This is a genomic window from Paraburkholderia solisilvae (assembly GCF_902859875.1).
GTDB lineage: Bacteria > Pseudomonadota > Gammaproteobacteria > Burkholderiales > Burkholderiaceae > Paraburkholderia > Paraburkholderia solisilvae.
Genome location: NZ_CADIKF010000013.1, coordinates 1 through 25,494, shown reverse-complemented (window position 1 = coordinate 25,494; position 25,494 = coordinate 1). Strand labels below are relative to the sequence as shown.

Annotated in this window: 22 protein-coding genes; 10 read left to right on the top strand and 12 right to left on the bottom strand. The window is 65.3% G+C overall.

Annotation, left to right across the window (positions count from 1 at the left end; translation table 11 throughout):
* Window positions 1–305: 305 nt before the first annotated feature.
* The 3 genes from hemC (at window position 306) to HV675_RS10375 (ending at window position 4,799) form a co-directional block, all read left to right on the top strand.
* Window positions 306–1,289 (top strand): hydroxymethylbilane synthase, encoded by a 984-nt coding sequence (hemC, locus tag HV675_RS10385; RefSeq protein WP_175110816.1) that lies wholly within the window; start codon window positions 306–308, stop codon window positions 1,287–1,289.
* Between the two features lie 184 nt (window positions 1,290–1,473).
* A complete protein-coding gene (hemDX, locus tag HV675_RS10380; protein WP_175110815.1) occupies window positions 1,474–3,603 on the top strand; it encodes a fused uroporphyrinogen-III synthase HemD/membrane protein HemX in 2,130 nt (709 codons plus the stop codon).
* Between the two features lie 2 nt (window positions 3,604–3,605).
* Window positions 3,606–4,799 (top strand): heme biosynthesis protein HemY, encoded by a 1,194-nt coding sequence (locus tag HV675_RS10375; protein WP_175110814.1) that lies wholly within the window; start codon window positions 3,606–3,608, stop codon window positions 4,797–4,799.
* Window positions 4,800–5,032: 233 nt separating this feature from the next.
* Here HV675_RS10375 and HV675_RS10370 read toward each other — a convergent pair whose 3' ends face one another.
* Both HV675_RS10370 and HV675_RS10365 read right to left on the bottom strand, forming a co-directional pair.
* The gene (locus tag HV675_RS10370) at window positions 5,033–5,791 is read right to left on the bottom strand and encodes an SDR family oxidoreductase (protein WP_175110813.1); all 759 of its coding nucleotides are present in this window, start codon (window positions 5,789–5,791) and stop codon (window positions 5,033–5,035) included.
* 81 nt (window positions 5,792–5,872) lie between these two features.
* Window positions 5,873–7,312 (bottom strand): aldehyde dehydrogenase family protein, encoded by a 1,440-nt coding sequence (locus HV675_RS10365; RefSeq protein ID WP_175110812.1) that lies wholly within the window; start codon window positions 7,310–7,312, stop codon window positions 5,873–5,875.
* A 538-nt stretch (window positions 7,313–7,850) separates the two neighbouring features.
* Here HV675_RS10365 and ppa point away from each other — a divergent pair.
* A complete protein-coding gene (gene ppa / locus HV675_RS10360) occupies window positions 7,851–8,378 on the top strand; it encodes an inorganic diphosphatase (RefSeq protein ID WP_175110811.1) in 528 nt (175 codons plus the stop codon).
* 107 nt (window positions 8,379–8,485) lie between these two features.
* Here the strand turns inward: ppa and HV675_RS10355 are convergent, their stop codons facing one another.
* Window positions 8,486–8,806 carry a GIY-YIG nuclease family protein gene (locus HV675_RS10355; protein ID WP_246270173.1) on the bottom strand — a complete coding sequence of 107 codons (321 nt, stop codon included), beginning with the start codon at window positions 8,804–8,806 and terminating at the stop codon, window positions 8,486–8,488.
* A 22-nt stretch (window positions 8,807–8,828) separates the two neighbouring features.
* Complete coding sequence (locus HV675_RS10350) at window positions 8,829–9,998, bottom strand: GNAT family N-acetyltransferase (RefSeq protein ID WP_175110809.1); 1,170 nt, start codon at window positions 9,996–9,998, stop codon at window positions 8,829–8,831.
* 259 nt (window positions 9,999–10,257) lie between these two features.
* On the opposite strand from HV675_RS10350, the gene HV675_RS10345 reads away from it, so the two are divergent.
* Together HV675_RS10345 and glnK are read left to right on the top strand one after the other, a co-directional pair.
* Window positions 10,258–11,946 (top strand): NAD+ synthase, encoded by a 1,689-nt coding sequence (locus tag HV675_RS10345; protein ID WP_175110808.1) that lies wholly within the window; start codon window positions 10,258–10,260, stop codon window positions 11,944–11,946.
* A gap of 126 nt (window positions 11,947–12,072) precedes the next feature.
* A complete protein-coding gene (gene glnK, locus HV675_RS10340; RefSeq protein WP_061179489.1) occupies window positions 12,073–12,411 on the top strand; it encodes a P-II family nitrogen regulator in 339 nt (112 codons plus the stop codon).
* Window positions 12,412–12,573: 162 nt separating this feature from the next.
* Here glnK and HV675_RS10335 read toward each other — a convergent pair whose 3' ends face one another.
* The 6 genes from HV675_RS10335 to HV675_RS10310 form a co-directional block, all read right to left on the bottom strand.
* Complete coding sequence (locus tag HV675_RS10335) at window positions 12,574–13,740, bottom strand: porin (RefSeq protein ID WP_175110807.1); 1,167 nt, start codon at window positions 13,738–13,740, stop codon at window positions 12,574–12,576.
* A gap of 597 nt (window positions 13,741–14,337) precedes the next feature.
* Entirely contained in the window at window positions 14,338–15,117 is a 780-nt protein-coding gene (locus HV675_RS10330; protein WP_281364014.1) for an ABC transporter ATP-binding protein, read from the bottom strand.
* Between the two features lie 62 nt (window positions 15,118–15,179).
* Window positions 15,180–15,893, bottom strand: a complete 714-nt coding sequence (locus HV675_RS10325; RefSeq protein ID WP_175110806.1) for an ABC transporter permease — start codon at window positions 15,891–15,893, stop codon at window positions 15,180–15,182.
* Window positions 15,890–16,579, bottom strand: coding sequence for an ABC transporter permease (locus tag HV675_RS10320; protein ID WP_175110805.1), 690 nt, complete (start codon window positions 16,577–16,579; stop codon window positions 15,890–15,892). The genes HV675_RS10325 and HV675_RS10320 overlap by 4 nt, the downstream gene beginning before the upstream one ends.
* A 240-nt stretch (window positions 16,580–16,819) precedes the next feature.
* Window positions 16,820–17,041 carry a hypothetical protein gene (locus HV675_RS10315; RefSeq protein WP_175110804.1) on the bottom strand — a complete coding sequence of 74 codons (222 nt, stop codon included), beginning with the start codon at window positions 17,039–17,041 and terminating at the stop codon, window positions 16,820–16,822.
* A gap of 770 nt (window positions 17,042–17,811) precedes the next feature.
* Window positions 17,812–18,360: a Spy/CpxP family protein refolding chaperone gene (locus HV675_RS10310; protein WP_175110803.1), complete on the bottom strand. Its 549-nt coding sequence runs from the start codon at window positions 18,358–18,360 to the stop codon at window positions 17,812–17,814.
* Between the two features lie 219 nt (window positions 18,361–18,579).
* Here HV675_RS10310 and HV675_RS10305 point away from each other — a divergent pair, with 219 nt between their 5' ends.
* Together HV675_RS10305 and HV675_RS10300 are read left to right on the top strand one after the other, a co-directional pair.
* On the top strand, window positions 18,580–19,305 hold the full coding sequence (locus tag HV675_RS10305; RefSeq protein WP_175110802.1) for a response regulator: 726 nt from the start codon (window positions 18,580–18,582) through the stop codon (window positions 19,303–19,305).
* Window positions 19,289–20,605 (top strand): ATP-binding protein, encoded by a 1,317-nt coding sequence (locus HV675_RS10300; RefSeq protein ID WP_175110801.1) that lies wholly within the window; start codon window positions 19,289–19,291, stop codon window positions 20,603–20,605. The genes HV675_RS10305 and HV675_RS10300 overlap by 17 nt, the downstream gene beginning before the upstream one ends.
* Before the next feature lie 6 nt (window positions 20,606–20,611).
* Here the strand turns inward: HV675_RS10300 and HV675_RS10295 are convergent, their stop codons facing one another.
* Both HV675_RS10295 and HV675_RS10290 read right to left on the bottom strand, forming a co-directional pair.
* Complete coding sequence (locus HV675_RS10295; RefSeq protein ID WP_175110800.1) at window positions 20,612–20,878, bottom strand: double-stranded DNA-specific endonuclease; 267 nt, start codon at window positions 20,876–20,878, stop codon at window positions 20,612–20,614.
* A 130-nt stretch (window positions 20,879–21,008) separates the two neighbouring features.
* A complete protein-coding gene (locus HV675_RS10290; protein WP_175110799.1) occupies window positions 21,009–22,688 on the bottom strand; it encodes a sensor domain-containing diguanylate cyclase in 1,680 nt (559 codons plus the stop codon).
* A gap of 633 nt (window positions 22,689–23,321) precedes the next feature.
* Between HV675_RS10290 and HV675_RS10285 the strand changes: the two genes are divergently transcribed.
* Entirely contained in the window at window positions 23,322–25,076 is a 1,755-nt protein-coding gene (locus tag HV675_RS10285; RefSeq protein WP_175110798.1) for an ABC transporter permease, read from the top strand.
* A gap of 22 nt (window positions 25,077–25,098) precedes the next feature.
* Window positions 25,099–25,494 (top strand): ATP-binding cassette domain-containing protein (locus HV675_RS10280; protein ID WP_175110797.1); only part of this gene is annotated, 396 nt, incomplete at its 3' end.

Genomic DNA, 25,494 nt, shown 5'->3' with positions numbered 1-25,494 from the left:
GATCGGGGCCGCTCCCGCGCGGTGGCGCGCACCCGTTGCCGCGCGCCGCATCGCACCGCATCATCGCGCAGGCTGCGGATGGGCGCGCGAACGACCGTGCACGGGTATCGCGTGTGCTGCGTGGTTCATGTTGTTCGATGCGTCGCCAGTGGGGCGCCGGCGCGCCGTCTCCTCCGTGTTGTGATGCGCTTTGCCGCGCTGCGCGGCCCGGACGGCGGACCGTGAAGCGCGTGCTAACATTGTTTGTTATCGATGCCCGTCATTCATCGCATGTCACCCGCATTCTACTTTTCGACGCTTCAGCAATGAATTCCGAGACGCTCTCAGCGACACCTCCTCGCACGCTCGTGATCGCCTCGCGTGAAAGCCGCCTCGCGATGTGGCAGGCCGAGCATGTGCGGTGTGCGTTGCACAAATTATATCCATCCTGCGACGTCAAAATTCTCGGCATGACGACGCGCGGCGATCAGATTCTCGACCGCACGCTGTCGAAGGTCGGCGGCAAGGGCCTGTTCGTGAAGGAACTCGAGAACGCGCTCGCCGACGGCCGCGCGGACCTCGCCGTGCATTCGCTGAAAGACGTGCCGATGGAATTGCCGCCGGGCTTCGCGTTGAGCGCGATCCTCGAGCGCGAGGACGCGCGCGATGCGTTCGTGTCGAACCACTTCGACACCCTGTCGGCGCTGCCGCCGGGCAGCGTGGTCGGCACCTCGAGCCTGCGGCGCGAGGCCAGTTTGCGCGCGCGTTATCCGGAACTCGTCGTGAAGCCGTTGCGCGGCAATCTCGATACGCGGCTCGCGAAGCTCGACCGCGGCGACTACGCGGCGATCATTCTCGCGGCCGCGGGGTTGAAGCGGCTGGGTCTGGGCGAGCGCATCCGCGCGCTGCTCGATCCGGCCGACAGTCTGCCGGCCGCGGGGCAGGGCGCGCTCGGCATCGAGATTCGCGCGGATCGCACCGAGCTCGCGCAATGGCTTGCGCCGCTGCATCACGCGCATACGGCGGCGGCGGTCGAAGCGGAGCGGGCGGTGTCGCGCGCCCTGGGCGGCAGCTGCCAGGTGCCGCTCGCCGCATATGCGACCTGGCACGACGGCGCGCTGCATATGCGCGCGCTCGTCGCGACGCCGGATGGCCGGCGCGTGCTGCATGCGCAAGGCTCATCGCCGGCGCCGACAGTCGAGCGCGCGATCGAACTGGGCCGCGAGGTGGCGAGCCAGCTCGAAAGCCAGGGCGCACTCGAGATCGTCCAGGCGCTGATTGCCGCGGACGGTTCCGCGAGCGGCGCATAGTGGAACGCGCAATGGGACGCCCAACCGGACGCCCAACCGGACGGTCGATGGGCTGCGCAATCGAACCTGCGATGGGACGCTCAAGCAGGCGTTCATGCGGATGTGTAAGTAGGCCTGCAAGAGGACGCACAGGCGGACCTGCGAACGGACGCGCAAGGTGCGGTCCGGGCACGGAGGACGCGTAATGGCGGCGGGCGCGCACGACCATCGTCCCGACGCGTCGTTCACCGGCGGCGCAAGCGGCGGCGCAAGCGGCGCGCAACGCGCGGCGCCTGAACGCGACGACCGCCGCGCGGCTCGAGATACCAGGACCGCGCGCCATCCGACCGTGGTGCTGACGCGGCCGGCCGGCCAGTCGGCGGCCTTGGCCGCGCAACTTGAGGCAGCCGGCGTGGCCACCGTCGACTTCCCGTTGATCGACATCGCGCCCGTGGCCGACGATGGCCCGCTCACCGCCGCGTTGGCCGCGCTCGCGAACTATGCATGGGTCGTGTTCGTGTCGCCGAACGCGATCGACTACGCGTTTGCGCGCTTCAAGTCGATCTGGCCGCATGCGCTGCCGGTCGGCGTAGTCGGTCCGGGCAGTGTCGCGGCGCTGGCGCGGCACGGCGTCGCGGCGCCCGCGTACCAGGTGATCAGCCCGGCGACGCAGAGCGGCGACGCCAGCGACGGCAACGGCGACGGCAGCGCGCGCTTCGATTCCGAAGGGCTCTATGCGGCGCTCGAAGCCACGCTCGGCGTGAATGCGCTCGACGGCAAGCGCGTGCTGATCGTGCGCGGCGACGGCGGCCGCGAATGGCTCGCGGAGCGCCTGCGCGAAGCGGGCGCCGAAGTCGATGCGGTCGCCGCGTACCGGCGCATCGTGCCGGAGCCGTCGGTCGACACATGGGAACGCATTCATACGCTGCTCGCGGGCGGAGCGCACGCCAACCCGCACGTATGGCTCGTCACGAGCTCCGAGGGCGTGCGCAATCTGAGCGAACTTGCGCGCGATCATCTGACCGCCGGCGAGCTCGCGCAATTGAAGCGCACGCCGTTCGTCGCGCCGCATCCTCGTATCGCGGAAACCGCGCGGGGATTGGGTTTTGATAGCATTACGGTGTCCGGCGCGGGCGATGAGCGAATCGCCCGCGCGTTGCTGTCCGCCGTCGCGCCCACCGATCAACCGGTTCAGACCAACCCGGCTCAACAACGAATGACTGATTCGAACGCATCCACGAACTCTTCCTCGCCGCCGGCGGCCGCTCCGACGCTGCCGCCGAACCAGCCGTTCACGCCCTATGAGGCGCAGCAGCCGCGTCGCCGCGGCGGGACCGGATTGCTGTGGTTCGTTATCGTCGTGGTGCTGTGCGCCGCGGTGGCCGGCGGGCTTGCGCTGAACCGCAAGCTGATCCGCCTCGATCAGGAATTGACGAAGCGCCAGCAGATCAACGACGCGCAAACCGCCGAACTGCGCGTGAAGAGCGACCAGGCGCTCGCCACCGTGCGCGCGGTCGATACGCAGATGTCGCAGCTCGAAGGCAAGCTGGCGGACGCGCAGAACGCGCAGCAGGCGCTGCAACAGCAATACGCGGATCTCGCGCGCAATCGCGACGACTGGACGATGGCCGAAGTCGGCCAGATGCTGTCGAGCGCGAGCGAGCAGCTGCAGCTCACCGGCAACACGCAACTGGCCCTCTTCGCGCTGCAGAGCGCCGATACGCGCCTTGCCGCATCGGATAGCCCGCAGGCGCTCGCGGTGCGCAAGGCGATCGGTCAGGACATCGACAAGCTGAAGGCCGCGCCGTCCACCGATCTGAGCGGCCTGGCGATCAAGCTCGACAACGCGATCGAAATGGTCGACAGCCTGCCGCTTGCCGGCGAGGCGCCGATCGCGCATGCGACGCCGCACGCGTCCACGCCGGCCGACGCCGAAAAGGTTGCGGCCGCAACCGGCGAGCCGCGCTGGAGGGTGTGGTGGCAGGGCTTCGTATCCGGCATCGGTCAGCAGCTCGCGAGCCTCGTGCAGGTGCGCCGCGTCGACAATGCGGACGCGATGATGGTCGCGCCCGACCAGGGCTACTTCCTGCGCGAGAACCTGAAGCTGCGCCTCCTGTCTGCGCGCCTCGCGCTGCTCGCGCGCAACCAGACGACGCTGCGCTCGGATCTGCGCGCCGCCGATGCGGCGCTCGCGCATTACTTCGACGCGTCGTCGAAGAACACGCAGACCGTGCGCGACCTCGTGAAGGACGTCGACAACGCATCGGGCGCGGTCGAGGTGCCGAACCTCGACACGAGCCTGCAAGCCGTGCATCAATACCGTAGCCGGAGTTGACGATGGCGATTCGAGGACTGCTGTGGCTCGCCTTGCTGTTCGTGATCGCGGTCGTGTTCGCGCTTGCCGGGCGCTTCGACACCGGGCAGGTGCTGCTCGTCTATCCGCCGTATCGCGTCGATATCTCGCTGAATCTGTTTATCGTCGCGCTGGTGGTCGTGTTTATCGTGCTCTATGCGGCAACGCGCATCATCCGCAATATCTGGCGCATGCCGCAGCGCGTCGCCGCGTATCGCGCGCGCTCGCGCGTCGTGAAGGCGCAAGCGGCGCTGCGCGATGCGATCGGCAACCTGTACGCGGGGCGTTTTTCGCGTGCCGAGAAAGCGGCGCGCGATTCGCTCGCGCATGACGCGAACCGCGGCGCGGCCGGGCTGATCGCGGCCAACGCCGCGCATCGGATGCACGAATATGCGCGCCGCGACGAATGGCTCGCGAAGATCGATGCGCCCGACTGGCAGGACGCGCGCCTGATGGCGACCGCCGATATGCGCGCGGACGGCCGCGACGCGGACGGCGCGCTTGCGGCGCTGCTCGAGATTCAATCGCAGGGCGGCCGGCGCATTCACGCGCAGCAGATCGCGCTGCGCGCGCAGCAGCAGTTGAAGAACTGGGGCGAAGTGCTGAAGCTCGTGAAGACGCTGGAAAAGCGCGAGGCGATTCATCCGGCGGTCGCGGTGCGGCTGCGCCAGCTGGCCGCGGAGAATCTGCTGCGCGACCGGCGCCACAATGCCGACGCGCTGCTCGAGCTATGGAATTCGCTGTCGCCCGCCGAGCGGCATTCGCCGCGTCTTGCGGATCTCGCCGCGGAACTGCTAGTCACGCTGAACCGGCCGCAGGATGCGCGCAAGATCGTCGAGGAGGGGCTCGCGCAGAACTGGGACGCGCGCCTGTTGCGCCGTTATCCGGATACCGCGGGCGGCGGCGATGCACTGCCGCTGATCCAGAAGGCCGAAGGATGGCAGAAGGAGCGTCCGGACGACGCCGATCTGATGTTCACGCTCGGCCGGTTGTGTCTGCATCAGCAACTGTGGGGCAAGGCGCAGGCGTTCCTCGAAGCCGCGCTGAAGCTGGCCGACAACGAGCCGCTGAAAATCCGTTCGCATCGCGCGCTCGCGCGCCTGCACGAACAGTTGGGCGATGCGGCGAAGGCGAGCGAGCATTATCGCGAGAGCGCGCTCGCGATGAATGTGGTGTGAGCGGCGCCGTTTCAGGCACGATCCGCATTCGCACAGCCCGGTGTTCCTCGATGAGGCCGCCGGGCTTTTTTGCGCGATCGGCTCACTAGCCACGTCGGCACGCTGACGGCCAACAACCCGCCTGGGTGGGTGCAGCGGATTGGCCGGACTGGCCATGATGTCTCGTCGTTCTTGTATGGAAAACGGCGCAACGAAAAACGCGGCCGATGCCGCGCGCCGCAACGCACCGCGCCTTAAACGCAGCGTCCGCCGTCCACTTCGAGACACACGCCGGTGATGAACGCCGCCTCGTCGGACGCGAGATACAGGCACGCGTTTGCGACATCCTGCGGGGTCGAGAACCGGCCAAGCGGAATGGTCGCGAGAAATCGGGCGCGGTTTTCCGGCGTATCGTCCACGCCCATGAATTCGGGCAGCAGCGCGGTCTCGCCGATCACCGGGTTCACGCAATTCACGCGGATGCGGTCCGCGCCGAGTTCGACCGCGAGCGATTTGCTCGCGACGATCACCGCGCCCTTGCTGCCGTTGTACCAGACGAGTCCGGGCCGCGGCCGGATACCGGCGGTCGACGCGATATTGATAAACACGCCGCCGCCGCGCTCGCGGAAATACGGAACGAACTCGCGCACGCTCCAGTAGAGGCCTTTGACGTTCACCGCATACACGCGGTCGAATTCGCTCTCGCTGACTTCGAGCACCGGTTTGTTGCGATGCGTGGTGCCCGCGTTGTTGACGACGATCTGCACGCTGCCGAAGTCTTCGAGCGCCGCTTCGCGCAGCGTTCGCCAGTCGTCGCCGCGTGTGATGTCGCCGGTCACCGCAATCGCCTTGCCGCCCGCGAGCGCGATTTCGCTGGCGACACGTTCGGCGGCGGCGCCGTTCAGATCGTTGACGACGATATTCGCGCCTTCGCGCGCGTACGTTTTTGCAATGCCTTCGCCGAAGCCCGAGCCCGCGCCCGTGACGACGGCGGTTTTGCCTGTCAGCCGCATGATGTCTCCGATATTGTTTGTGGTGCTGCGGTGTTGCCTGTTCGGTGTTGCTTATGTTTGTCGCACTCAGGTTGCCCGCACTCAACCGTGCCGGATCGCGACCGTCTTCAGGACAGTGAACCCATATAGCGCTTCGAAGCCCTTCTCGCGCCCGTGCCCCGAATGCTTGACGCCGCCGAACGGCAACTCGACGCCGCCCCCCGCGCCATAGTTGTTGATAAACACCTGACCCGATCGCAGCCGCCGCGCGACGCGCAATTGCCGTGCGCCATCGCGCGTCCAGACACCCGCGACGAGCCCATATGGCGTGCCGTTCGCCAGCGTCAGCGCGTCGTCCTCGTCGGCGAACGGCAGCGCGGCGAGCACCGGGCCGAACACTTCCTCGCGCGCGAGCCGATGCCCCGGCGGCACGTCTCGCAGCAGCGTCGGCGCCTGATAGAAGCCGGATTCCGGTGCTTCGGGCATCACCTGGCCTTGCGCCGCCATCGCGATGTTGTCGTGTTGCGCGTCGGACAGAAAGTCCCACACGCGCTGCTGCTGCTTCGCGCTGATCAGCGGCCCGCAATCGGGATCCGCATGCGACGGTCCGACGCGCAGCGCACTGAACGCGCTCGCGAGCCGGTCGAGCAGCGGTTCGTACGCGGCGCGCTCGATCAGCACGCGGCTGCCGGCCGAGCATGTTTGCCCTGCGTTCTGCACGATCGCGGACACGAGCGCCGGCAGCGCGGCGTCGAAGTCCGCATCGGCGAACACGATTTGCGGCGACTTGCCGCCGAGTTCGAGCGTGACCGGCACATGGTTTTCAGCGGCCATCTGCGTGACGAGCTTGCCGGTTTCGGGCGAACCGGTAAACGAGATGTGGTCGATGCCCGGATGCCGCGCGAGTGCCGCTCCTGCCTCGTGTCCATAGCCGGTCACGATATTCAGCGCGCCCGCGGGCAGACCCGCCTCGGCCGCCAGTCCGGCGACGCGCAGCACTGACAGGCACGCGTCCTCGGCCGGCTTGACGACGCACGCGTTGCCGGCGGCGAGCGCCGCGCCCGCGCTGCGGCCGAAAATCTGCATTGGGTAGTTCCACGGCACGATGTGGCCGGTCACGCCATGCGGCTCGCGGATCGTGAACACCGTGTAGCCGGACTGGTACGGCAGCGTTTCGCCGTGCAGCTTGTCGGCGGCGCCCGCGTAGAACTCGAAGTAGCGGGCGAGGGCCGCGGCGTCTGCGCGCGCCTGGCGCAGCGGTTTGCCGGTGTCGCGCGCTTCGAGCTGCGCGAGCTCTTCGTGGCAGGCGCCGACCCGCAACGCGAGGCGATAGAGCAGACGGCCGCGTTCGGCGGCGCTCAAGGCGCCCCACGCGCCGTCGAATGCGCGGCGCGCGGCGGCGACCGCCTGGTCGATATCGGCGGCGTTGCCGCGCGCGAGACGCGCGAACGGCTGACCGTCCGACGGATCGATCACCGCGAACGTGTCGCCGCCCGCCGGCGCGGACCATTCATTGCCGATGAAGTGTTTCGCTTCTTCCATACATGCTCCTTGTGCAAAGAGATGATTGGCGGCACGACGATGGTGCCCGAAACGGGTAGAGCGGAACGGCTTTTGTGCGGGCGTTTGAAGCGGCTGGCCGGGCGTGAGCTCCGGCAACGGCGATCGCAGCGGTAAGAAGCGCAGTAACGACCGCAGTAACAACGGCGAATGGGACCCGATTGCGAACGCCGACTGCGTGATGATGCATCGCAACGCAGCCCGATGCGCAACGAGCGGCGCAAAAACGAAACCGCGGCGAAACCGCAACGAAACTGCGGCGCAATCACAACGCAATCGCCACGCAATCGCCACGCAACCCCGACGCACCGGCCAGCCGATACGGCGATTATCGCGCCGAACGCACGCAGGCGGCAGCGGCCGATTGGCTATAATGGCGCAGTCCCGCGGCGCCCGGCCTGATGCGAGCGGCTCGCGATGCGCGTCGAAGGCGGTCGATGCGTGCCGGCGCAGGTGCAGGCCGGTGCATGTCGATGTGCCGGGCGCCATGTCCCGTTTTTCATTTCACCAGAGAGCAGCCATGAGCTTCAACAATGTTCCTCCCGGCAAGGATCTGCCGCAAGACTTCAACGTCATCATCGAAATCCCCGCGCAAAGCGATCCGGTGAAGTACGAAGCCGACAAGGATCTGGGCTTGCTCGTGGTCGACCGTTTCATCGGCACCGGCATGCGTTATCCGGCGAACTACGGCTTCATTCCGCAGACGCTCTCCGGCGATGGCGACCCGGTCGACGTGCTGGTGATCACGCCGTTTCCGCTGCTCGCGGGCTCAGTCGTGCGCGCCCGCGCGCTCGGCATGCTGCAGATGACCGACGAATCCGGCGTCGATGCAAAGCTGATCGCCGTGCCGCACGACAAGATCTGCCCGATGACCGCGCATATGAAATCGATCGACGACGTGCCCGGCTATCTGAAAGATCAGATCAAGCATTTCTTTGAACAGTACAAGGCGCTCGAAAAGGGCAAGTGGGTGAAGGTCGAAGGGTGGGCGGGCGTCGATGCCGCGCACAAGGAAATTACCGACGGCGCCGCGAACTACAAGAAGTAAAGGCGACTGCGACTGCTGCCATGCTGGCGGCAGCGCGTTCAAGCTTCAAAGCATTTCGCCGTAGGGGTAGCAAAACCGCGCACGCTCGCAAGGGCCGCGCGGTTTTTTCATGCGGCGTCGGCTTCGCCGTCGGGCGCCGGAGCCGGCACGGGCAGCACCGATTCGAGCGAGCGCGCGCCGGCTGCGAGCGCGCGTTTGCCGGCGGGCGGCAGACGCTTCACCCAATACTCGGCACGCGATGCGCTCGCGCGGTCCGCGAGTTCGAACGATGCGAGCACGCGCAGCGGCTTGCGCGAGCGTGTGTAGCGCGCGCCCGTGCCGCTCAGATGCTTGTCGAAGCGTGCGGCGACATCGACGGCAATGCCGGTGTAGACACTGCCGTCATCGCATTCGATCAGATAAAGGAACCACGGCGTCGTGCGCGTCACGGTGTCGTCCCCGCCTTGGGTGTCAGTCCTTGAACGGATTGTGCTCGCGCAGTTCGTCGACATACGCGTGAATATGGTTCTTCTCGTTGTCGAGAAAGTTCGCGACCGCATCGGAGAAGGCCGGATGCGCGAGCCAGTGCGCGGAGCGCGTGACGGTCGGCATAAAGCCGCGCGCCATCTTGTGCTCGCCCTGCGCGCCGCCTTCGAATACCGCGAGCCCGGCTTCGATGCAGAACTCGAGCGGCTGATAGTACGCGGTCTCGAAGTGCAGACACGGCACATGTTCGAGCGCGCCCCAGTAGCGGCCGTATAGCGTGCCGCCGGTCAGGCGGTCGCGCTGGTACACCACGAGCGAGCTCGCGATCGGCTTGCCGTCCGCTTCGGCGATCACCATCATCAGGTTCTCCGGCATCGATTCGCCGATCATGCGGAAGAAGTCCAGGTTCAGGTAAGGGCTCGAGAAGTGTTCGCGATACGTTTGCCGATAGCACTTGCTGAAGAAGCGCCAGTCCGCGTCGGAGATATCCTCGCCCACCATGCGGCGGAACGTGACGCCCGCCTCGCGCACCTTGCGGCGCTCCGCGCGGATGTTCTTGCGCTTTTTCTGCTCGAGCGTCGAGAGAAATTCGTCGAAGTCGCGATAGCCGTCGTTGAGCCAGTGAAACTGCACGCCTTCGCGCTGCATCATGCCGAGTTCGGTCAGCGCGTTCGCTTCGGCATCGGTTGGAAACAGCACGTGCAGCGACGAGACATCCGCCTGTTCGGCGAACGCAACGAGCGTGGCCGCCAGATGACGCAGCGCGCGCTCGTCGTGCGCCATCAGCCGGGTGCCCTGCACCGGCGTGAACGGCACCGCGCACAGCAGCTTCGGGTAGTACGCGAGGCCGTTGCGCTTGTACGCATCGGCCCATGCCCAGTCGAACACATACTCGCCGTACGAGTGTCCCTTCAGATACACCGGCGCGGCCGCGGCGAGCCGTCCGCTCGCCGGGTCGGTCAGCGTGACGAATTGCGGCGCCCAACCGCTGTCGGGCACCGCGCAACGCGCCGTGTGCAGCGCGCTCAGGAACTCGTGCCGCAAGAACGGCGTCGGCTGAGCCTGGCGCGCGAGCAGCGCGTTCCATTCGGCGGCATCCACTTCGAGCGGCGACGCCAGAATGCCCGTGAGATAATCAAAACGTTCCTGATTCAATCTGCTTGACCGTTCCCGATCCGATCGGGCGCGCCGCGCGAGCGGCGTGCCGTGTGTTTAACCTGTGTCGCGCGTGTTGCCGCGACTGCGTTGCCGGGCGTGTGCGGCCCCAGCTTGTGCTGCCGCCGCCGTTGCCGGGCCGCCGTCGGGCCACGCGCAACGCCCTGTTCCAGCGTATCAGGCCGCTCGCCGTGCCGCGACCCGCAACCCCCATTCGCGGCAAGCGGCAGGCTTGTCCCGATCCTGTCACGAAGACCTCATGAAGACCCGCATTGCTCTTGCCCAACTCAATGTGACCGTCGGCGATTTCGCCGGCAACGTCGCGAAGATCGTCGCCGCGGCGCGCGCCGCGCACAGCGATGGTGCGACGCTGCTCGTCGCGCCGGAGCTTGCGCTGTCCGGTTATCCGCCGGAAGACCTGCTGCTGCGGCCCGCGTTCTATGCCGCGAGCGCCGCGGCGCTGGCCGACCTCGCCGCGCAACTGAAACCTTTCGCGGGGCTGCACGTGGTGGTCGGCCATCCGCATCGCGACGTGGCGCACGGCCATGGTAATGCAAACGCGCCGATCGAGCGCGGCCTGCCGCCGGTGGACACCTACAATGCGGCATCGCTGATCGTCGACGGCGCGGTGGCGGGCACCTATCTGAAGCAGGATCTGCCGAACACCGAGGTATTCGACGAAAAACGCTATTTCGCGTCCGATCCGCAGCCGTTCGTGTTCGAGCTCGACGGCGTGAGGTACGGCGTGGTGATCTGCGAGGACGTGTGGCACGCGTCCGCCGCGCAACTCGCGAAGGCGGCCGGCGCGCAGGTGCTGCTGGTGCCGAACGGCTCGCCGTACCACATGAACAAGGAAGCGGTGCGCATCGATATCCTGCGTGCGCGGATTCGTGAGACCGGGTTGCCGATGGTCTATGTGAACATGGTCGGCGCGCAGGACGAGCTGGTGTTCGACGGCGGCTCGTTCGTGCTCGACGCGGCAGGCGAGATCGTCGCGAAGATGCCGCAGTTCGAGGAAGGTCATGCGATCGTCGAATTCGACGGCGCGCGGCCGCTCGCAACGGCGCGCGCACCGGAGCTATCGGTCGAAGCGCAGGTCTATGCGGCGCTCGTGCTCGGCGTGCGCGATTACATCAACAAGAACGGTTTTCCGGGCGCGATCATCGGCCTGTCGGGCGGCGTGGACTCGGCGCTGGTGCTCGCCGTCGCGTGCGATGCGCTCGGGCCCGAGCGCGTGCGCGCAGTGATGATGCCGTCGCGCTACACGGCCGATATTTCGACCACCGATGCGGCCGATATGGCGCGGCGCGTCGGCGTGCGTTACGACGAGATCGCGATCGCGCCGATGTTCGATGCATTTCGCACGTCGCTCGCGGACGAGTTCGCGGGCCGCGCCGAAGACGCGACCGAGGAAAACATCCAGGCGCGCATTCGCGGCACGCTGCTGATGGCGCTGTCGAACAAGTTCGGCTCGCTCGTGCTGACCACCGGCAACAAGAGCGAGATGGCGGTCGGCTACTGCACGCTGTACGGCGATATGGCCGGCGGCTTCGCGGTGATCAAGGACATCGCGAAGACTCTGGTCTACCGGTTATGCCACTATCGCAACGCGGCCACCGCGTTTGCGAAGCAGGACGTCATCCCGGAACGCATCCTGACGCGCGCGCCTTCCGCGGAGTTGCGCGAGAACCAGACCGACCAGGACAGCCTGCCGCCGTACGACACGCTCGATGCGATCATGCGGATGTATATGGAGGAAGACCGGTCGCTCGCGGAAATCGTGGCCGCCGGATTCGCGCCGGACGACGTGAAGCGCGTGACACGCTTGATCAAGATCAACGAATACAAACGCCGTCAGGCGCCGATCGGCATTCGCGTCACGCATCGCGCGTTTGGCCGCGACTGGCGTTATCCGATCACGTCCCGCTACACGGAACCGCTCGAATAAATGCCGGAAACGGCGCGCATTGAGCGCCGCGAGTGTGCGCCACCGTGCTGGTAATGTGTCCGGCGCGGCGTAGAATCAAAACACGATCCTGGATTTTGTCATTTTCGAACCACAACGAGGCTCGCCATGAAACGCATCACCGCAGTCATCAAACCATTCAAGCTCGACGAAGTGCGCGAGGCGCTCGCGGAAGTGGGCCTGACGGGACTGACCGTCACTGAAGTAAAAGGATTCGGACGCCAGAAAGGGCATACCGAGCTGTATCGCGGCGCCGAATATGTGGTGGATTTTCTGCCGAAGGTGAAGATCGAAGTCGTGGTCGCGAACGATCAGACCGACCAGGTGATCGATGCGATCATCGGCGCCGCGCGCACCGGCAAGATCGGCGACGGCAAGATCTTTGTCGCGGATGTCGAGCGTGTGATCCGCATTCGCACCGGCGAAGAGAACGAAGCGGCGGTGTAACGGGAACAGCCGCGGGTTGCGCGTCGCATCGCGCGGTGCGGACTTGCGGCGCCCCCATGAAAAAACGGTGCGATACCCTTGCGGACATCGCACCGATACGCGCCTCTCGCAGCAGCGTGAAAACTGTTCTCTAGCTAAATCTGTTGTATTCGCAACGTTCGATTAGAACGAGTGCTGGATACCGGCGTACACGCCCGACTGGCTGTGGCCGACGAGCGGGTTGTCCGTCGCGGTCGCATCGCCGAAGTTGTTCGCGTTCAGGCCGTAGTTCGCCGTCTTGCTGTTCTGCACCGTGGCGACCTGGATGTCCAGCAGCGTGCGCTTGGACAGGTTGTACGAACCGCCAACCGTGTAGATCGTCGCATTGCCCGCGCCGTTGTTGCCGTTCACGTGGTAGACCGCCGCGATAAGCGCGGCCGCCGGCGTGGCTTGCCACGTCACACCGCCCCATTCGTGATCAAGCGTGGTCGGCTGGCCCGGCAGCTGGCCCGTCATGCCCGACGAACGGATTGCCTGGTAAGCGCCCTGGATCTTGAACTGGCCCAGGAACACGTTGACCATCGCCGAATACTCGCGCGAGTAAGCGTAGACACCGTTACCGTTGCTGTTGTCCGGGTTGGCCGTACCGCCGTTGAGCGCGTTGTACGCGCCGCCGAGCATACCGTTGCCCGGGTTGCGGATTTCGTCATAGATACCGCGCACCTGGAACAGCGACGACGTGTAGGTGATCTGCGCACCACCTTCACGGCCTTGCGGCGTCGTGCCGTTACCGTTCCAGTTCGTGGCGTTCGACAGCGCATATTGACCGTAGAAGTCAAAGCCCGCGATCTTCGGCGACTGGTACGAAATGTTGTTGCTCGATTGCGGCCAGTTGCGGCCACGCACCAGCGACGCCGACGACCAGTTCGACTGACCGAACGGATCGAAGTCCCACACGCCGTTGGCGATGTAGAGTTCGCGGCCGAGGAGCAGGGTACCGTACTGGTCGCTTGCGACACCGACGGTTGCCCAGCGATTGAAGAGACCGTTGTTGCCCGGGCCTTGACCGGTCATCGTGTTGAAGGAGCCTTCCAACTGGAACACCGCCTTGTAGCCGGCGCCGAGGTCTTCAGCACCCTTCAAGCCCCAGAGGCTGGTACCCCAGTCGCCGCTTTCCGCGCGGAAACGGTGCGAGCTGTCGGTTGCCTGGCCATTGGCGCCGGTGCCGGTCGGCACGCCCCACATGGCTTCGAGACCAGCGTCGAGACGCCCGTACAGCGTCACGCTGCTCTGTGCGTGCGCAGCAACGCCGATAGTCAGCAGCGATGCGGCGAGCAAAGCTTTCTTCATCTTCTCCTCCATACCCTGTCAAAAGTAAAACCAGTACTGCGAGTGGTATCCGGACGCGAGTGGCGCCGGACAGGAAACCTTTATGCAGTGAGATACGGGGGTGATTCGGGAATGATCGATGTCTCCTGGCGCGCGCAGCCTTGTTGCGGCCGTCCGGGCGTCTTGCCGATCCTCGCCGACCGGTATCTCCTGTGTGTTATGTCCTGTTCGCTTTGAAGTGAAACTACTTTTAATGAACTTCGTTTTGCTACTTTCGTTACTAATTTAGCAAAAATACCCGAACGTGGCGAACAAATTCGAGGCTTGCAGTAGAGATGTCTCCAAATTGCAATACGCTTGTGACAGGAGGACACCGAATTGATTGCCAAACCCCTCGTCAATCCTTGCTCAGCAAGGGATTCATGGTTTAACGCAGGGTGGGTCAAGGATTGCCACTATTGACGCTGGAAATCGTCGGGAGTAAGCGGCGGCATGCGCTTATAGCGTGCATATGTTGGGATGCCGAATCTTTTCGAGGCCCGCCTGGCGGGGCTTTCCGGCAATAAAAAAGGCGCGTAAGCGCCTTGTAATGCTACACGAACGACATGCAATTCGAATTTATTTGAGGCTGCCCGCGAGAAACTGCTTCAGCCGTTCGCTTTTGGTATTCCCGAATACGTCGGAAGGGTGGCCTTCTTCTTCGACGCGCCCTTGATGCAGGAACATCACGTGATTCGACACGTTGCGCGCAAATGCCATTTCATGCGTGACGACGATCATCGTGCGGCCTTCCTCGGCGAGCGTCTGCATCACCTTCAGCACTTCGCCGACGAGTTCCGGGTCGAGCGCGGAGGTCGGCTCGTCGAACAGCATCACGTCCGGGTTCATCGTCAGCGCGCGGGCGATCGCGACGCGCTGCTGCTGGCCGCCGGACAGGTGCGACGGATATTGTTTCTCGAGCCGCGGCGCGAGTCCGACTTTCTCCAGATACGTACGCGCGCGTTGTTCCGCTTCCTTGCGCGACAGTCCAAGCACATGCAGCGGCGCTTCGATGATGTTCTCGAGCACTGTCATGTGCGTCCACAGGTTGAAATGCTGGAACACCATCGACAGGCGCGTGCGCATCCGTTGCAACTGCTTGGGGTCGGCCACGCGCAGCGCACCGGCCTTGTCCTGTGCGGTGCGCATCTCTTCGCCGTCGACGAAAATGCGGCCCTGATTCGGCTGTTCGAGAAAATTGATGCAACGGAGCATCGTGCTCTTGCCTGAACCGGACGAGCCGATCACGCTGATCACGTCGCCGCGTTTCGCCTTCAGCGAGACGCCTTTGAGGACTTCGTTGTCGCCGTACTTCTTATGCAGGTTGTCGACGAAAAGCATCGGGGAAAGGGTGTTCATCAGAATCCTTGGCGGCCGGCATGCACGGCCCGATTGGCACGTCTTGCGTGGCCTTGTTGCTCTTATTTGCCTTGTGGGCGCAGGTAGGCGAGCCAGCGGCGCTCGGCGCGGCGAAACAGCCACACGAGCCCGAACGAAATGGTCAGATAGAGCAGCGCGGCAATACCGAACGCATCGAACGAGCGGTAGGTTGCCGAGTTCACGTCGCGCGCGATCTTCAGGATGTCGGGCACGGTCGCGGTGAATGCGACGGTGGTCGCGTGCAGCATCAGGATCACTTCGTTGCTGTAGTACGGCAGCGCGCGGCGCAGCGCCGACGGCAGTATCACGCGGCGATACAGCGTGAACGGCGACATCCCGTAGGCGCGCGCCGCTTCGATTTCGCCGTACGGCGTCGCCTTGATCGCGCCGGCGAAGATTTCGGTGGTGTACGCGCAGGTGTTCAGCGTGAACGCGAGCAGCGTGCAGTGCATGCCGTCGCGGAAAAACGCATTGGTCAACTCATGCGAGCGGACCACTTCGAGGCTGTAGAGCCCGGTATAGCAGAGCAGTAGTTGCACATACAACGGTGTGCCGCGAAACACATACGTATACAGCCACACCGAGGTGGAGAGCCATTTTTTCTTCGATACGCGCGCGACCGCGAGCGGCACCGACAGACAGAAGCCCAATCCGATCGACACGACCAGCAGCCACAGCGTGATGGCGACACCGGTAAAACGATAGCCGTCGGTATACAGATAGTTGCGCCAGTATTCCTGGATCAGCTCGATCATAGTTCTGCCTTTCGCACGCCGCTCGAGTAGCGCCTTTCGAGGTACATCAGCACGAAGTTCGACACGGTGGTGATCGCGAGATAGATCGCGCCTGCGAGCAACGTGAAGAAGAAGAAACGCAGCGTGCCTTTGCCGGCGTCCTGCGACGCTTTCACGACGTCGGCGAGACCGATGATCGAGACGAGCGCGGTCGCCTTGACCATCACCTGCCAGTTGTTGCCGATGCCGGGCAATGCGAAGCGCATCATCTGCGGAAACATGATGCGCGAGAACACCTGCCAGCCGGTCATGCCGTACGCGGCGCCCGCTTCGAGCTGGCCGCGCGGCACCGAGAGGAACGCGCCGCGGAATGTCTCGGTGAAGTACGCGCCGTAGATAAAGCCGAGCACGGCGACGCCGGCGACGAACGGATCGATGTCGATCTGATCCCAGCCGAGCAGGTCGGTCAGGTTGTTCAGCCAGATCTGGATGCTGTAGAAGAGCAGCAGCATCAGCACGAGGTCGGGCACGCCGCGCACGAGCGTCGTGTAGAGCGTGCCGATACCGTGCGACAGCCGATTCCTCGACAGTTTCGCCGCCGCGCCGAGCAGGCCGAGCAGGAATGCGAGCGCGAGCGACAGAATCGCGAGCTTGATCGTCTGGAACGTGCCCGACAGAATCAGCGGGCCGTAGCCTTGCAGAAGCATAGTGGGTCCTTGACGGCGCGCCGTGCGCGCCGCAAAAGACGCGGTGGGCTCAGGCGATGCGGCGGCCGGAGCGGACCCCGTGCGCGCCGCGCCGCGTGGGGCGCATCGCTGTGCAAATGACTGCCTGACCGTCGCCGGCCCGCAGCGCTTTTTCCGACTGTATAACGTGGCCCGATGCACAGCCCATTCGGGCCTGCCCCGAGCCAATGTGCGCTAGCCGACACGCGCTTGCTGTTTCACTTACCGTGCCGGTTGTCCGTCGATATCGAAGTCGTGTCTGCCGGAACGGGGCGATGGGTCGTCCTTGCGGGACGACGACAGCGCGTGGTCGACCATCGCTTTCAGCGCGGCGCCGTTCTCGTGCAAGCCGGTCGCGGGGTCGTCTCCAAGCGTGCTGCGCTCGTTCGCTATCGCGCTCATGCCGATGGCGGCAAGCGCTACGCACAGTGCGAGCTTCTTCATGTTTCTCCTGTCATCGATCGTCGCGGATCGGCCGTGGTTGACTGCCGTCGTTCGTTGCGGCGTGCGTCGGGCGCGAACGGCCGCCGTTGTCCTCGCGCGCGGACGAAGGCCCGGGGCACGAACGCCCGGGGCAAGCCATGCCCAAGGTCCGGCCGACGCTATTCTAGGCGGCCAAAAATGAGCGGCTTCGCGTGAATTCCCCGAACTTCGCCTGCGCCGGTCGCGCAAAAGGGCGGTATTTTACCCGAAGCGGCGTTGCGCGCTAGCCGGTCAAACGCGTAGAGACGCGGCGGTGGTTTGCCCGCTGCGATATCGGAGGCGTGTAGGGAAGGGCGAAAGAGGCCGCGAGTCGGGCAACGTGCGTGTTGACGAGGCGGCGTCGGAAAATCGCACCGGTGCGTGAAGTCAGGCGCGGCGGTGAAGATGGGAAGAGGCGAAGAGGGGAAGCGTCCGGACGTGACGCGAGAGCGGGGAAGACGGTGAGCGCGCAACGGCCATGGCAGCGCAACAGCGTTGAAAGCGATAACGGCACACGCGCCATTGGCAAAGCAAAGGCAACAGAAGCAAATAGAGCGGCGGCAAAGAAGAGCGGCGGCAAAGAAGAGCGATAGCAAACGCCACGGCACCGCAACGCCGTGGCGTGCATCGAAGCGAGGCCGGCTGCGGCCGGCGCATGAGCGCGTTGGCGACTCATCGCCCGCCGCGCGCGACGCCGCGACCGCTATCCGTCAATCGATCACGACGTGCGCCGCTCGCACAACGCGACAGCCTTACGGCTTCGCGGCCGACGCCGCGGCATCGCCGTGCTGATGCTGCCAGTGCTCACGCATCTTCTCGTGGCGCTTTTCCATTTGCGCGAAATGCTGCTTGAGCGCGGTGCTGACCGTGGTCTTCTGCTGGTCGTTCAGGCTGTTATAGAAGTTGAGCCATGCAGCCGAGGTCTGCTCGCGCAATTGCGCGTTCTGCTGCTCGATTTTCTGATGCGCATCGTGCATCGCGTTCAGGTCGAGGATCGGTTGCTGCTGCATCGACTTGAACTGCTCGTGCATCTGCTTGCGGCTCGCGCGCATCGCCTCGCGGTTCTGCTTCATCGTATCGAGCGCGGTTTGCCACAGCTTTTCCTGATCCGCGTTCAGATGCAGTTGACCGTGCAGCTTGTTGAGTTCCTCCTTGAAGTGGTGGTGCCATCCGCCCGGACCGCCGTGGCCCATGCCGTCCGGCCCCGAAGGTTGAGCGGCATAGGCGGCGCCGACGCCGATCGCAAGCGACGCGGCGGCGATGGCGAGAAAGCGAGAAGTCTTTTTAGCGACGTTGGACATTTGCAGTGCTCCCAGGTGACATCCGACGAGCGGCCGTCACGACGTGTGCGGGTCCGCATTCGGTAACGCACAGCGTAAAGGGGCGCAGTTCCGGCCGTGTTACGCGGATAATGCGTGCTGTTACGCGACATTACTCACGCCTTTCGCCGTAACACCCCGTAACCCTTTTCGGGGCCAGTTGCACAAGACAGGCTCCGGCTGCGCGTTAAACTGCAAGCCATGGCTACTCAAATTCTTGTCGTCGACGACGACGTCGAACTCCGCGATCTGCTGCGCGATTATCTGGCGCGCCAGGGCATCGAGGTTTCCGTGCTGCACGATGCCGGCTCGCTCGAGCGCCGCCTCGAACGCGAGCGTCCTGATCTGATCGTGCTCGACCTGATGATGCCGGGCGTCGACGGGTTGACCGCGCTGCGCAAGCTGCGCGCATCCGGCGACGATATCCCGGTGATCATGCTCACGGCCCGCGCGGACGATGTCGATCGCATCGTCGGTCTCGAACTCGGCGCGGATGACTATCTCGGCAAGCCGTTCAATCCGCGCGAACTGCTCGCGCGCGTGCAGGCGGTGTTGCGGCGGCGCCGCACGATGCCGTCGGCGGCCGCGCCCGAGCAGCGCGAGCCGTTTTCGTTCGGCCGCTTCACGCTCGACTTCCAGTCGCGCACGCTGAGCCTCGAAGGCAGGCCGCTCACGCTGTCGGGCAGCGAGTTCGCGCTGCTCAAGATCTTCGTCAATCATCCGATGCGCACGCTGACGCGCGAACGCCTGCTCGAACTGCTGCATGGTCCGGAGTACGACGGCACCGACCGCGGGATCGACGTGCAGGTCTGGCGTCTGCGGCGGATTCTCGAGACCGATCCGTCCGTGCCGCGTTTTATCCAGACTGTGCGCGGGCGCGGTTACGTCTTCGTACCGGATGGCGAGCAACATGCGGCGTCCCATTGATTCGCTGTTCGGCAGGCTGGCGCTGCTCGTCGTCGGCGTGTTGTTCGTGTCGCATTTCGCGTGGTACGCGTTGATCCGCCTCGAGCGCAGCAATCTGCAAACGCGCTACGCGGTCGAAGAAGCCGCGTTCCTCGTCGACGCGGTGCGTCAGCACGTGCAGCGCACGCCCGATCAGCCGTTGCCGTCGCGCGTGCGCCTCGTCGATCCGACGAGCGCGGATGTACCGCCGGTCAACGCCGATCTGCCGGTGCCGTTGGACCGCTTCGTCGACGACGTGCGCGACCGCATGCCGGACTCGACGCAGGTGCGCGTCGGTTTGCCGGGCAAGCCGCCGACGCTATGGGTGAAGTCCGTGAACGATCCCAACTGGATCGTCGTACCGGTGCAGCCGTTGCGGCCGCCGCGCTCGCTCGACCGGATGGTGCTGTGGCTCACCATCATCTTTTCCGCGGGCGTGATGGCGGCGCTCTTTGCCGCATGGCAGTTGCAGCAGCCGCTGCGTTCGCTCGCGCAGGCGGTCGCGCGTTTCGGCCGCGGCTTGCCGGTGCCGCCGGTGCGCGAGCGCGGGCCGCGCGAGTTGCGGCAGCTCACGCACGGTTTCAATCAGATGGTGCAGGAGGTCGCGCGGACCGAGAACGATCGCGCGGTGATGCTCGCGGGTGTCGCGCACGATCTGAAGACGCCGCTTGCGCGGCTGCGGCTGCGCGCCGAGATGATGGAAGAGCCGAAGATGCGCGACGGCGTCGTGCGCGACGTCGACTCGATGACGCATATCGTCGACCAGTTTCTCGTGTTCGCGCATGACGGCGCGGACCGCAGCGAGCCGGTCGAAGTGGACGCGCAATGCGAACGCGTGGTGCGCAGCTACCGCGCGGTCGCGCCGGGCTCGCACGGCGTGCAGACCGATCTGACCGCCGGTCCCGGTTTCAGGTTGCCGGCGGCGACACTCGATCGCATTCTGTCGAACCTGCTCGATAACGCGCACGCGTACGGCGCGCCGCCGGTCGTCGTGGCGACCGCGCGCAGCGGGGAAGGCTATGTGCTGTCGATCAGCGACCACGGCAGCGGCATTGCCGCGCAGGATCTGATCAATGCGGCGCGGCCTTTCGTGCGGCTCGACCCGGCGCGCGGCGGCAACGGCCACAGCGGCCTCGGCCTTGCGATTGTCGAGCGGCTCGTGCGGCGCGCCGGCGGCACATGGGAAATCGGCAATCACGACGGGCACGGTCTGCGCGTGCTGATGACGTTTCCGCTGGAAGTGGTATCGCGCGCGGCGTCCGCGTCGGAAAGCGTGTGGTGAAGCCGGCTATTCGGTAAACAGCGTATTGAGCGCGGCCGCCGCTTCGCTATCGACGGTGTTCCACGTCACAGTCTCCGCTTCGAAAATATAGTGCGTCGTGTATTTGCCGAGGCGCGCGAGTATTTCTTCCTGCACGGTCTCCGGTGAAGCGTCGAGCTTCAGATACCAGGCGGTCGACGACAGCCGCGTCTGAAATGCGCCATATTCGGCGAGCAGATGGTCGAACGCGTCAGCATCCTGATCGCGGCAGACGATCACCAGATTTCCCTTCATGCGAGCCTCCCGGCAAAACGGCGGTCAATATCTTCGGATGTAAGCCTCCGGTTCATCATACCCTGTCGTTCCGGGCTCGACAGCGGTTAGCGTACATTGACGCGTGAAAGGGGCGGACGGCGGGCGGGGTCTAGAGCGCGGTAGCCGGTGTGCGGGCGGGTGGCGCCGTATCGTCGGGCGGAACCGCCTTGCTGCGATCGCGCCCGCCCGACTTCGCCGCATAGAGCGCCTGGTCCGCGCGGCTGACGATGCGTTCCGGCTGGTCTTCCGGCGACAGTTCGGTAATGCCGATGCTCACGCTCAAACCCGCGGTGGCCGGCAGCTTCGCGCACGGCATCGCCTTCAGGCCGACGCGCAGCCGCTCGACCACTTCGAGTCCGGCGCCGAGCGACGTTGCCGGCAGCAGGATGCCGAACTCTTCGCCGCCGAGGCGCCCGATCGCATCGCTGCCGCGCAGCTCGGCGCGGCAGGTGTCGACGAAATGCTCGAGCGCGCGATCGCCCGCCGCGTGGCCGAAGCGGTCGTTGATCTGCTTGAAGTGATCGAGGTCGGCGATCGCCATGCAAAGCGGTTCGCCGGTCGCGTGCGCGCGATCGATCTCGTGTCGCAGCAGATCGAGGAAGTAGCGGCGCGACAGCGCGCCCGTCAGCGCATCATGGCGCGCTTCGGCGGACAGCAGCGTATTGGCGGCCTGCAGCTGTTCGGCGAGATCGCGCGTCGCGCGATGGTGACGGCGCTCGCGCAGATACGACACGGTGATCACCCACGCGAGCGAGACCGTGCCCGCGAGCGTCAGAAACACCAGCATATGGTCGCGCTTATGGTTGCGCAGCAGCTCGTTCCATGCGGCCAACGGATCGACGAGATGCGCGGAAAGCCCCGAGTTCAGGCCGCTTCTCGACTGATACAGCGTCGGAATCGCCTGGCCCGGCATGTCGAACAACTGCGTGGCGATGGCGTCGGGCACCCACGGCGCATCGCGCCGCACGACGCGCGCGACCGGTTCGATCTGCACGGCCGGAAACACTTCGCGGTGATAGGTGGTCATGCGTTCGGCGGCGCTCATCTGCGTGACGCGCGAATTCGGCATCGCTTCGCCTTCGAGCGTTGCGTTATGCGCCATGATGATCACGCCGTTGTCGTCGGTGACGAACGTGCCCGCGTGCGCGACCCAATGGCGCAAGCGCGCGATGCCGACCTTCGCGACGATCGCGCCGACCAGCAGCCCGTCGTCGTAGACCGGCGCGGAAATGAAGATGCCCGGCTCGCCGCTCATGCGCCCGACGCCGTACGCTTCGCCGAACGCGCCGAGCAGCGCGTTGGTCAGATAGCTGCGCCCGCGCATGTCGAGGCCGATGAACGTTTGCGGACTTTGCGCATTGCTCGCGGCCACGCACAGTCCATTGGCATTGACGAGCCAGATGATGTCGAGCCCGGAAAACCCTTGCGCGTCATGCAGGAAATTGTTGACGGCGGCAAGCTCCGGCATGCCCAGCAGTTCGCCGCGATGCGACGGCACCGTGTCCGGACCGAGCACGGCGTAATTGCCCGCGTGCGACAGCGCCTGCTGGATCACGCCCAGTTCGGCCATCGTGGCGGGAATGGCGCGCGACATCGCGAGGTCGCTCGCGATGACCTCGGCCATGTTGTAGACGATCGACGACGACATCTGACGCTGCTGGCGCAGCGCCGCGTCCAGCTCCTGCTGGACCATCCGGTCCGCGACGAGACCGGACGCGAACCAGCAAACCAGCGCGACCAGTACGAAACTGGCCGGCCCGACCGCCTGGCGCAAGGTTGTCCGTTTCATCGACCCTCTGATCCGTCCATGTGTTACATGCGGCAAGGTCATTCGTTGCAACACGCCGGCACCGGGCCGCTTTGCTCGTGATGTGCCGTGCGGCTCGCCGGATGAGGCCAGCTCCACGGGGCAATGCGCCGCCGGGCCGCTTTCAGATTTTAACCGTCGCGCGGCACACTGCCAGTCCGGAATTTGCACGCTTGGGCCTTGCCCGGTCTTGCAAATTTCTTATCGGCTTGCGGGCGGCGTTTCTGAATAGGGTGCGCCGCCAGGCGCTGTGGCTTGCGCGCGACGGTTTGGCGCCGCGCGATACGCCGTGTCCCCGATATCCGCGTGTCGACGGTTGTGCCTGTCATGCTGGTTGTAGTACTGTCGTGCCGTCCAAAATAGGGAAAGCTCGCCAACCCTCGCCAGCAGGCGATGGGCGGCGCCAGCGGCGGAGCATGCGCCGGGCATCCGATGCACCCGGCGCGACGCGCCGCGGTCCATCAGGTCTGCCATCGGTCCGCCCCGCCTCCAAACGCCAACGATTACCGCGCCCATGCGTTTTGTCATGCTTGATTTCAGCTTTCCGGACCGATTGCCGCGTTGCCGCACGCGCTTCGGCGCGACCCGGATCGTCACACACGGCGAGGGAGCCTGATGGATCTCTTCAGCTTCAATCTGAATCGCACTGCCAACGCGTCGGCGTGGCGGGTGCTGCCCAATCGCTGGGACTTTGTCGCGTTCCCGCTGATCATCTGCGCGATCGCGATGGCCGCGATCGGCTTTCACGAAACGATGGCGCCGATTTCGACGCTGCAGACCCAGGCGATCTCGCTCGACCCGGCGAACCTGCCCGAGTACGCGATGCGCACGACGCTGCGCATGCTCGCGGCGATGGTCGCGTCGCTCGCGTTCACGCTGATTTACGGCACGCTCGCCGCCAAGAGCCGGCGCGCGGGGCAGGTGCTGGTGCCGATTCTCGACATCCTGCAGTCGGTGCCGGTGCTCGGCTACATTTCGTTTACGGTCACGTTCTTCCTCGCGCTGGTGCCGTCGCGCGTGCTGGGCGCGGAGCTCGCGGCGATCTTCGCGATCTTCACGAGCCAGGCCTGGAACATGACGTTCAGCTTCTATCAGTCGCTGCGCACGGTGCCGCGCGATCTGGATGAGGTCTCGCGCGGCTTTCACCTGACGTGGTGGCAGCGCTTCTGGAAGCTCGAGGTGCCGTTCTCGATGCCGGGCCTCGTGTGGAACATGATGATGTCGATGTCCGGCGGCTGGTTTTTCGTCGTCGCGTCGGAGGCGATTACGGTCGGCAACCATACGATCACCTTGCCCGGCATCGGCGCCTATCTCGCGCAGGCGATCGCCGAGCAGAATCTGCACGCGATCGGCTGGGTGATCCTGACGATGACCATCGTGATCCTGCTTTACGATCAGTTGCTGTTCCGCCCGCTCGTCGCATGGGCCGACAAGTTCCGCATGGAAACCACCAGCTCGGGCGACGCCCCCGAGTCGTGGCTGCTCGATCTGATTCGCCGCACGCGCCTGATTCACCGGTTGCTGGTGCCGCTCGGCTGGTGCTTCGCGCGCGCGGCGCGCGTGCCGATGCGGCTGTCGCCGATGGGGCCGATGCGCTTTCCGTCCGCGCCGAGCGGCACGTCGCGGCGCATCAGCGACGCGCTCTGGGCGCTCGTCGTGCTGCTCGTCACCGTGTACGTGCTGTATCGCGTCGTCGCTTATGTTCGCACCGGCGTGTCGCTCGACGAAATCGGGCATGTGCTGGTGATGGGGCTCATCACACTGCTGCGCGTGGTCGTGCTGATCGCGATCGCATCGGTGATCTGGGTGCCGCTCGGCGTGCTGATCGGGCTGCGGCCTGCGCTCGCGGAAAAGATCCAGCCGCTCGCGCAGTTTCTTGCCGCATTCCCGGCGAATCTGCTGTTCCCGGTGTTCGTGATCGGCATCGTGCGCTTCCACCTGAACCCGGATATCTGGCTGTCGCCGCTGATCGTGCTCGGCACGCAGTGGTATATCCTGTTCAACGTGATCGCGGGTGCGAGTTCGTACCCGAACGACTATCGGGAAGCGGCGAAGAACTTCCGCATTCGCGGCTGGCAGTGGTGGCGCCAGGCGATGCTGCCGGGCGTGTTCCCGTACTACATCACGGGCGCGATCACCGCATCGGGCGGCGCGTGGAACGCGAGCATCGTCGCCGAGTTCGTGCAGTGGGGCCATACGCGGCTCGCCGCACATGGCCTGGGCGCCTATATCGCGCAGAACACGGAAGCCGGCGACTACCCGAAAATCATCCTGGGCATCGCGGTGATGTCCCTGTTCGTGACCCTGTTCAACCGGTTGCTGTGGCGTCCGCTGTACGCGTATGCCGAATCGCGACTGCGGCTCGATTGATTGCAACTGAAGGCAAAACGCGATGCAAAACCCCAAAGCCGCTACTGCGGCGCCGATCCAGACGCCGCCGATGCCGCCGCGCCTCGGCGACGAGATCCTGCGCGTCAAGGACGTCTGCCGCGGGTTCAACAAGACGCAGGGCGAACTGCTCGTGCTCGACGACGCGAACCTGTCGCTGCGCGAAGGCGAGATCGTCGGCCTGCTGGGCCGCTCGGGCTCGGGCAAGTCGACGCTGTTGCGCATCATCGCCGGGCTAATCGAGCCGACCGACGGCGAAGTCACGTATATGGGCAAGCCGCTTGCGGGCCCGGCCGAAGGCGTCGCGATGGTGTTCCAGACGTTCGCGCTGTTTCCGTGGCTCACGGTGCTGCAGAACGTCGAAGCCGGACTCGAGGCGCAGGGCGTGCCGGCCCGCGAG

Coding starts and splice junctions, on each gene's coding strand:
- HV675_RS10375 (WP_175110814.1), top strand. CDS start 3,606: ATGGCGATTCGAGGACTGCTGTGGCTCGCCTTGCTGTTCGTGATCGCG.
- HV675_RS10290 (WP_175110799.1), bottom strand. CDS start 22,688: ATGAAACGGACAACCTTGCGCCAGGCGGTCGGGCCGGCCAGTTTCGTA.
- HV675_RS10320 (WP_175110805.1), bottom strand. CDS start 16,579: ATGCTTCTGCAAGGCTACGGCCCGCTGATTCTGTCGGGCACGTTCCAG.
- ppa (WP_175110811.1), top strand. CDS start 7,851: ATGAGCTTCAACAATGTTCCTCCCGGCAAGGATCTGCCGCAAGACTTC.
- HV675_RS10370 (WP_175110813.1), bottom strand. CDS start 5,791: ATGCGGCTGACAGGCAAAACCGCCGTCGTCACGGGCGCGGGCTCGGGC.
- HV675_RS10285 (WP_175110798.1), top strand. CDS start 23,322: ATGGATCTCTTCAGCTTCAATCTGAATCGCACTGCCAACGCGTCGGCG.
- HV675_RS10310 (WP_175110803.1), bottom strand. CDS start 18,360: ATGTCCAACGTCGCTAAAAAGACTTCTCGCTTTCTCGCCATCGCCGCC.
- HV675_RS10315 (WP_175110804.1), bottom strand. CDS start 17,041: ATGAAGAAGCTCGCACTGTGCGTAGCGCTTGCCGCCATCGGCATGAGC.
- HV675_RS10305 (WP_175110802.1), top strand. CDS start 18,580: ATGGCTACTCAAATTCTTGTCGTCGACGACGACGTCGAACTCCGCGAT.
- HV675_RS10345 (WP_175110808.1), top strand. CDS start 10,258: ATGAAGACCCGCATTGCTCTTGCCCAACTCAATGTGACCGTCGGCGAT.
- HV675_RS10300 (WP_175110801.1), top strand. CDS start 19,289: ATGCGGCGTCCCATTGATTCGCTGTTCGGCAGGCTGGCGCTGCTCGTC.
- glnK (WP_061179489.1), top strand. CDS start 12,073: ATGAAACGCATCACCGCAGTCATCAAACCATTCAAGCTCGACGAAGTG.
- hemDX (WP_175110815.1), top strand. CDS start 1,474: ATGGCGGCGGGCGCGCACGACCATCGTCCCGACGCGTCGTTCACCGGC.
- hemC (WP_175110816.1), top strand. CDS start 306: ATGAATTCCGAGACGCTCTCAGCGACACCTCCTCGCACGCTCGTGATC.
- HV675_RS10335 (WP_175110807.1), bottom strand. CDS start 13,740: ATGAAGAAAGCTTTGCTCGCCGCATCGCTGCTGACTATCGGCGTTGCT.
- HV675_RS10365 (WP_175110812.1), bottom strand. CDS start 7,312: ATGGAAGAAGCGAAACACTTCATCGGCAATGAATGGTCCGCGCCGGCG.
- HV675_RS10295 (WP_175110800.1), bottom strand. CDS start 20,878: ATGAAGGGAAATCTGGTGATCGTCTGCCGCGATCAGGATGCTGACGCG.
- HV675_RS10330 (WP_281364014.1), bottom strand. CDS start 15,117: ATGAACACCCTTTCCCCGATGCTTTTCGTCGACAACCTGCATAAGAAG.
- HV675_RS10325 (WP_175110806.1), bottom strand. CDS start 15,893: ATGATCGAGCTGATCCAGGAATACTGGCGCAACTATCTGTATACCGAC.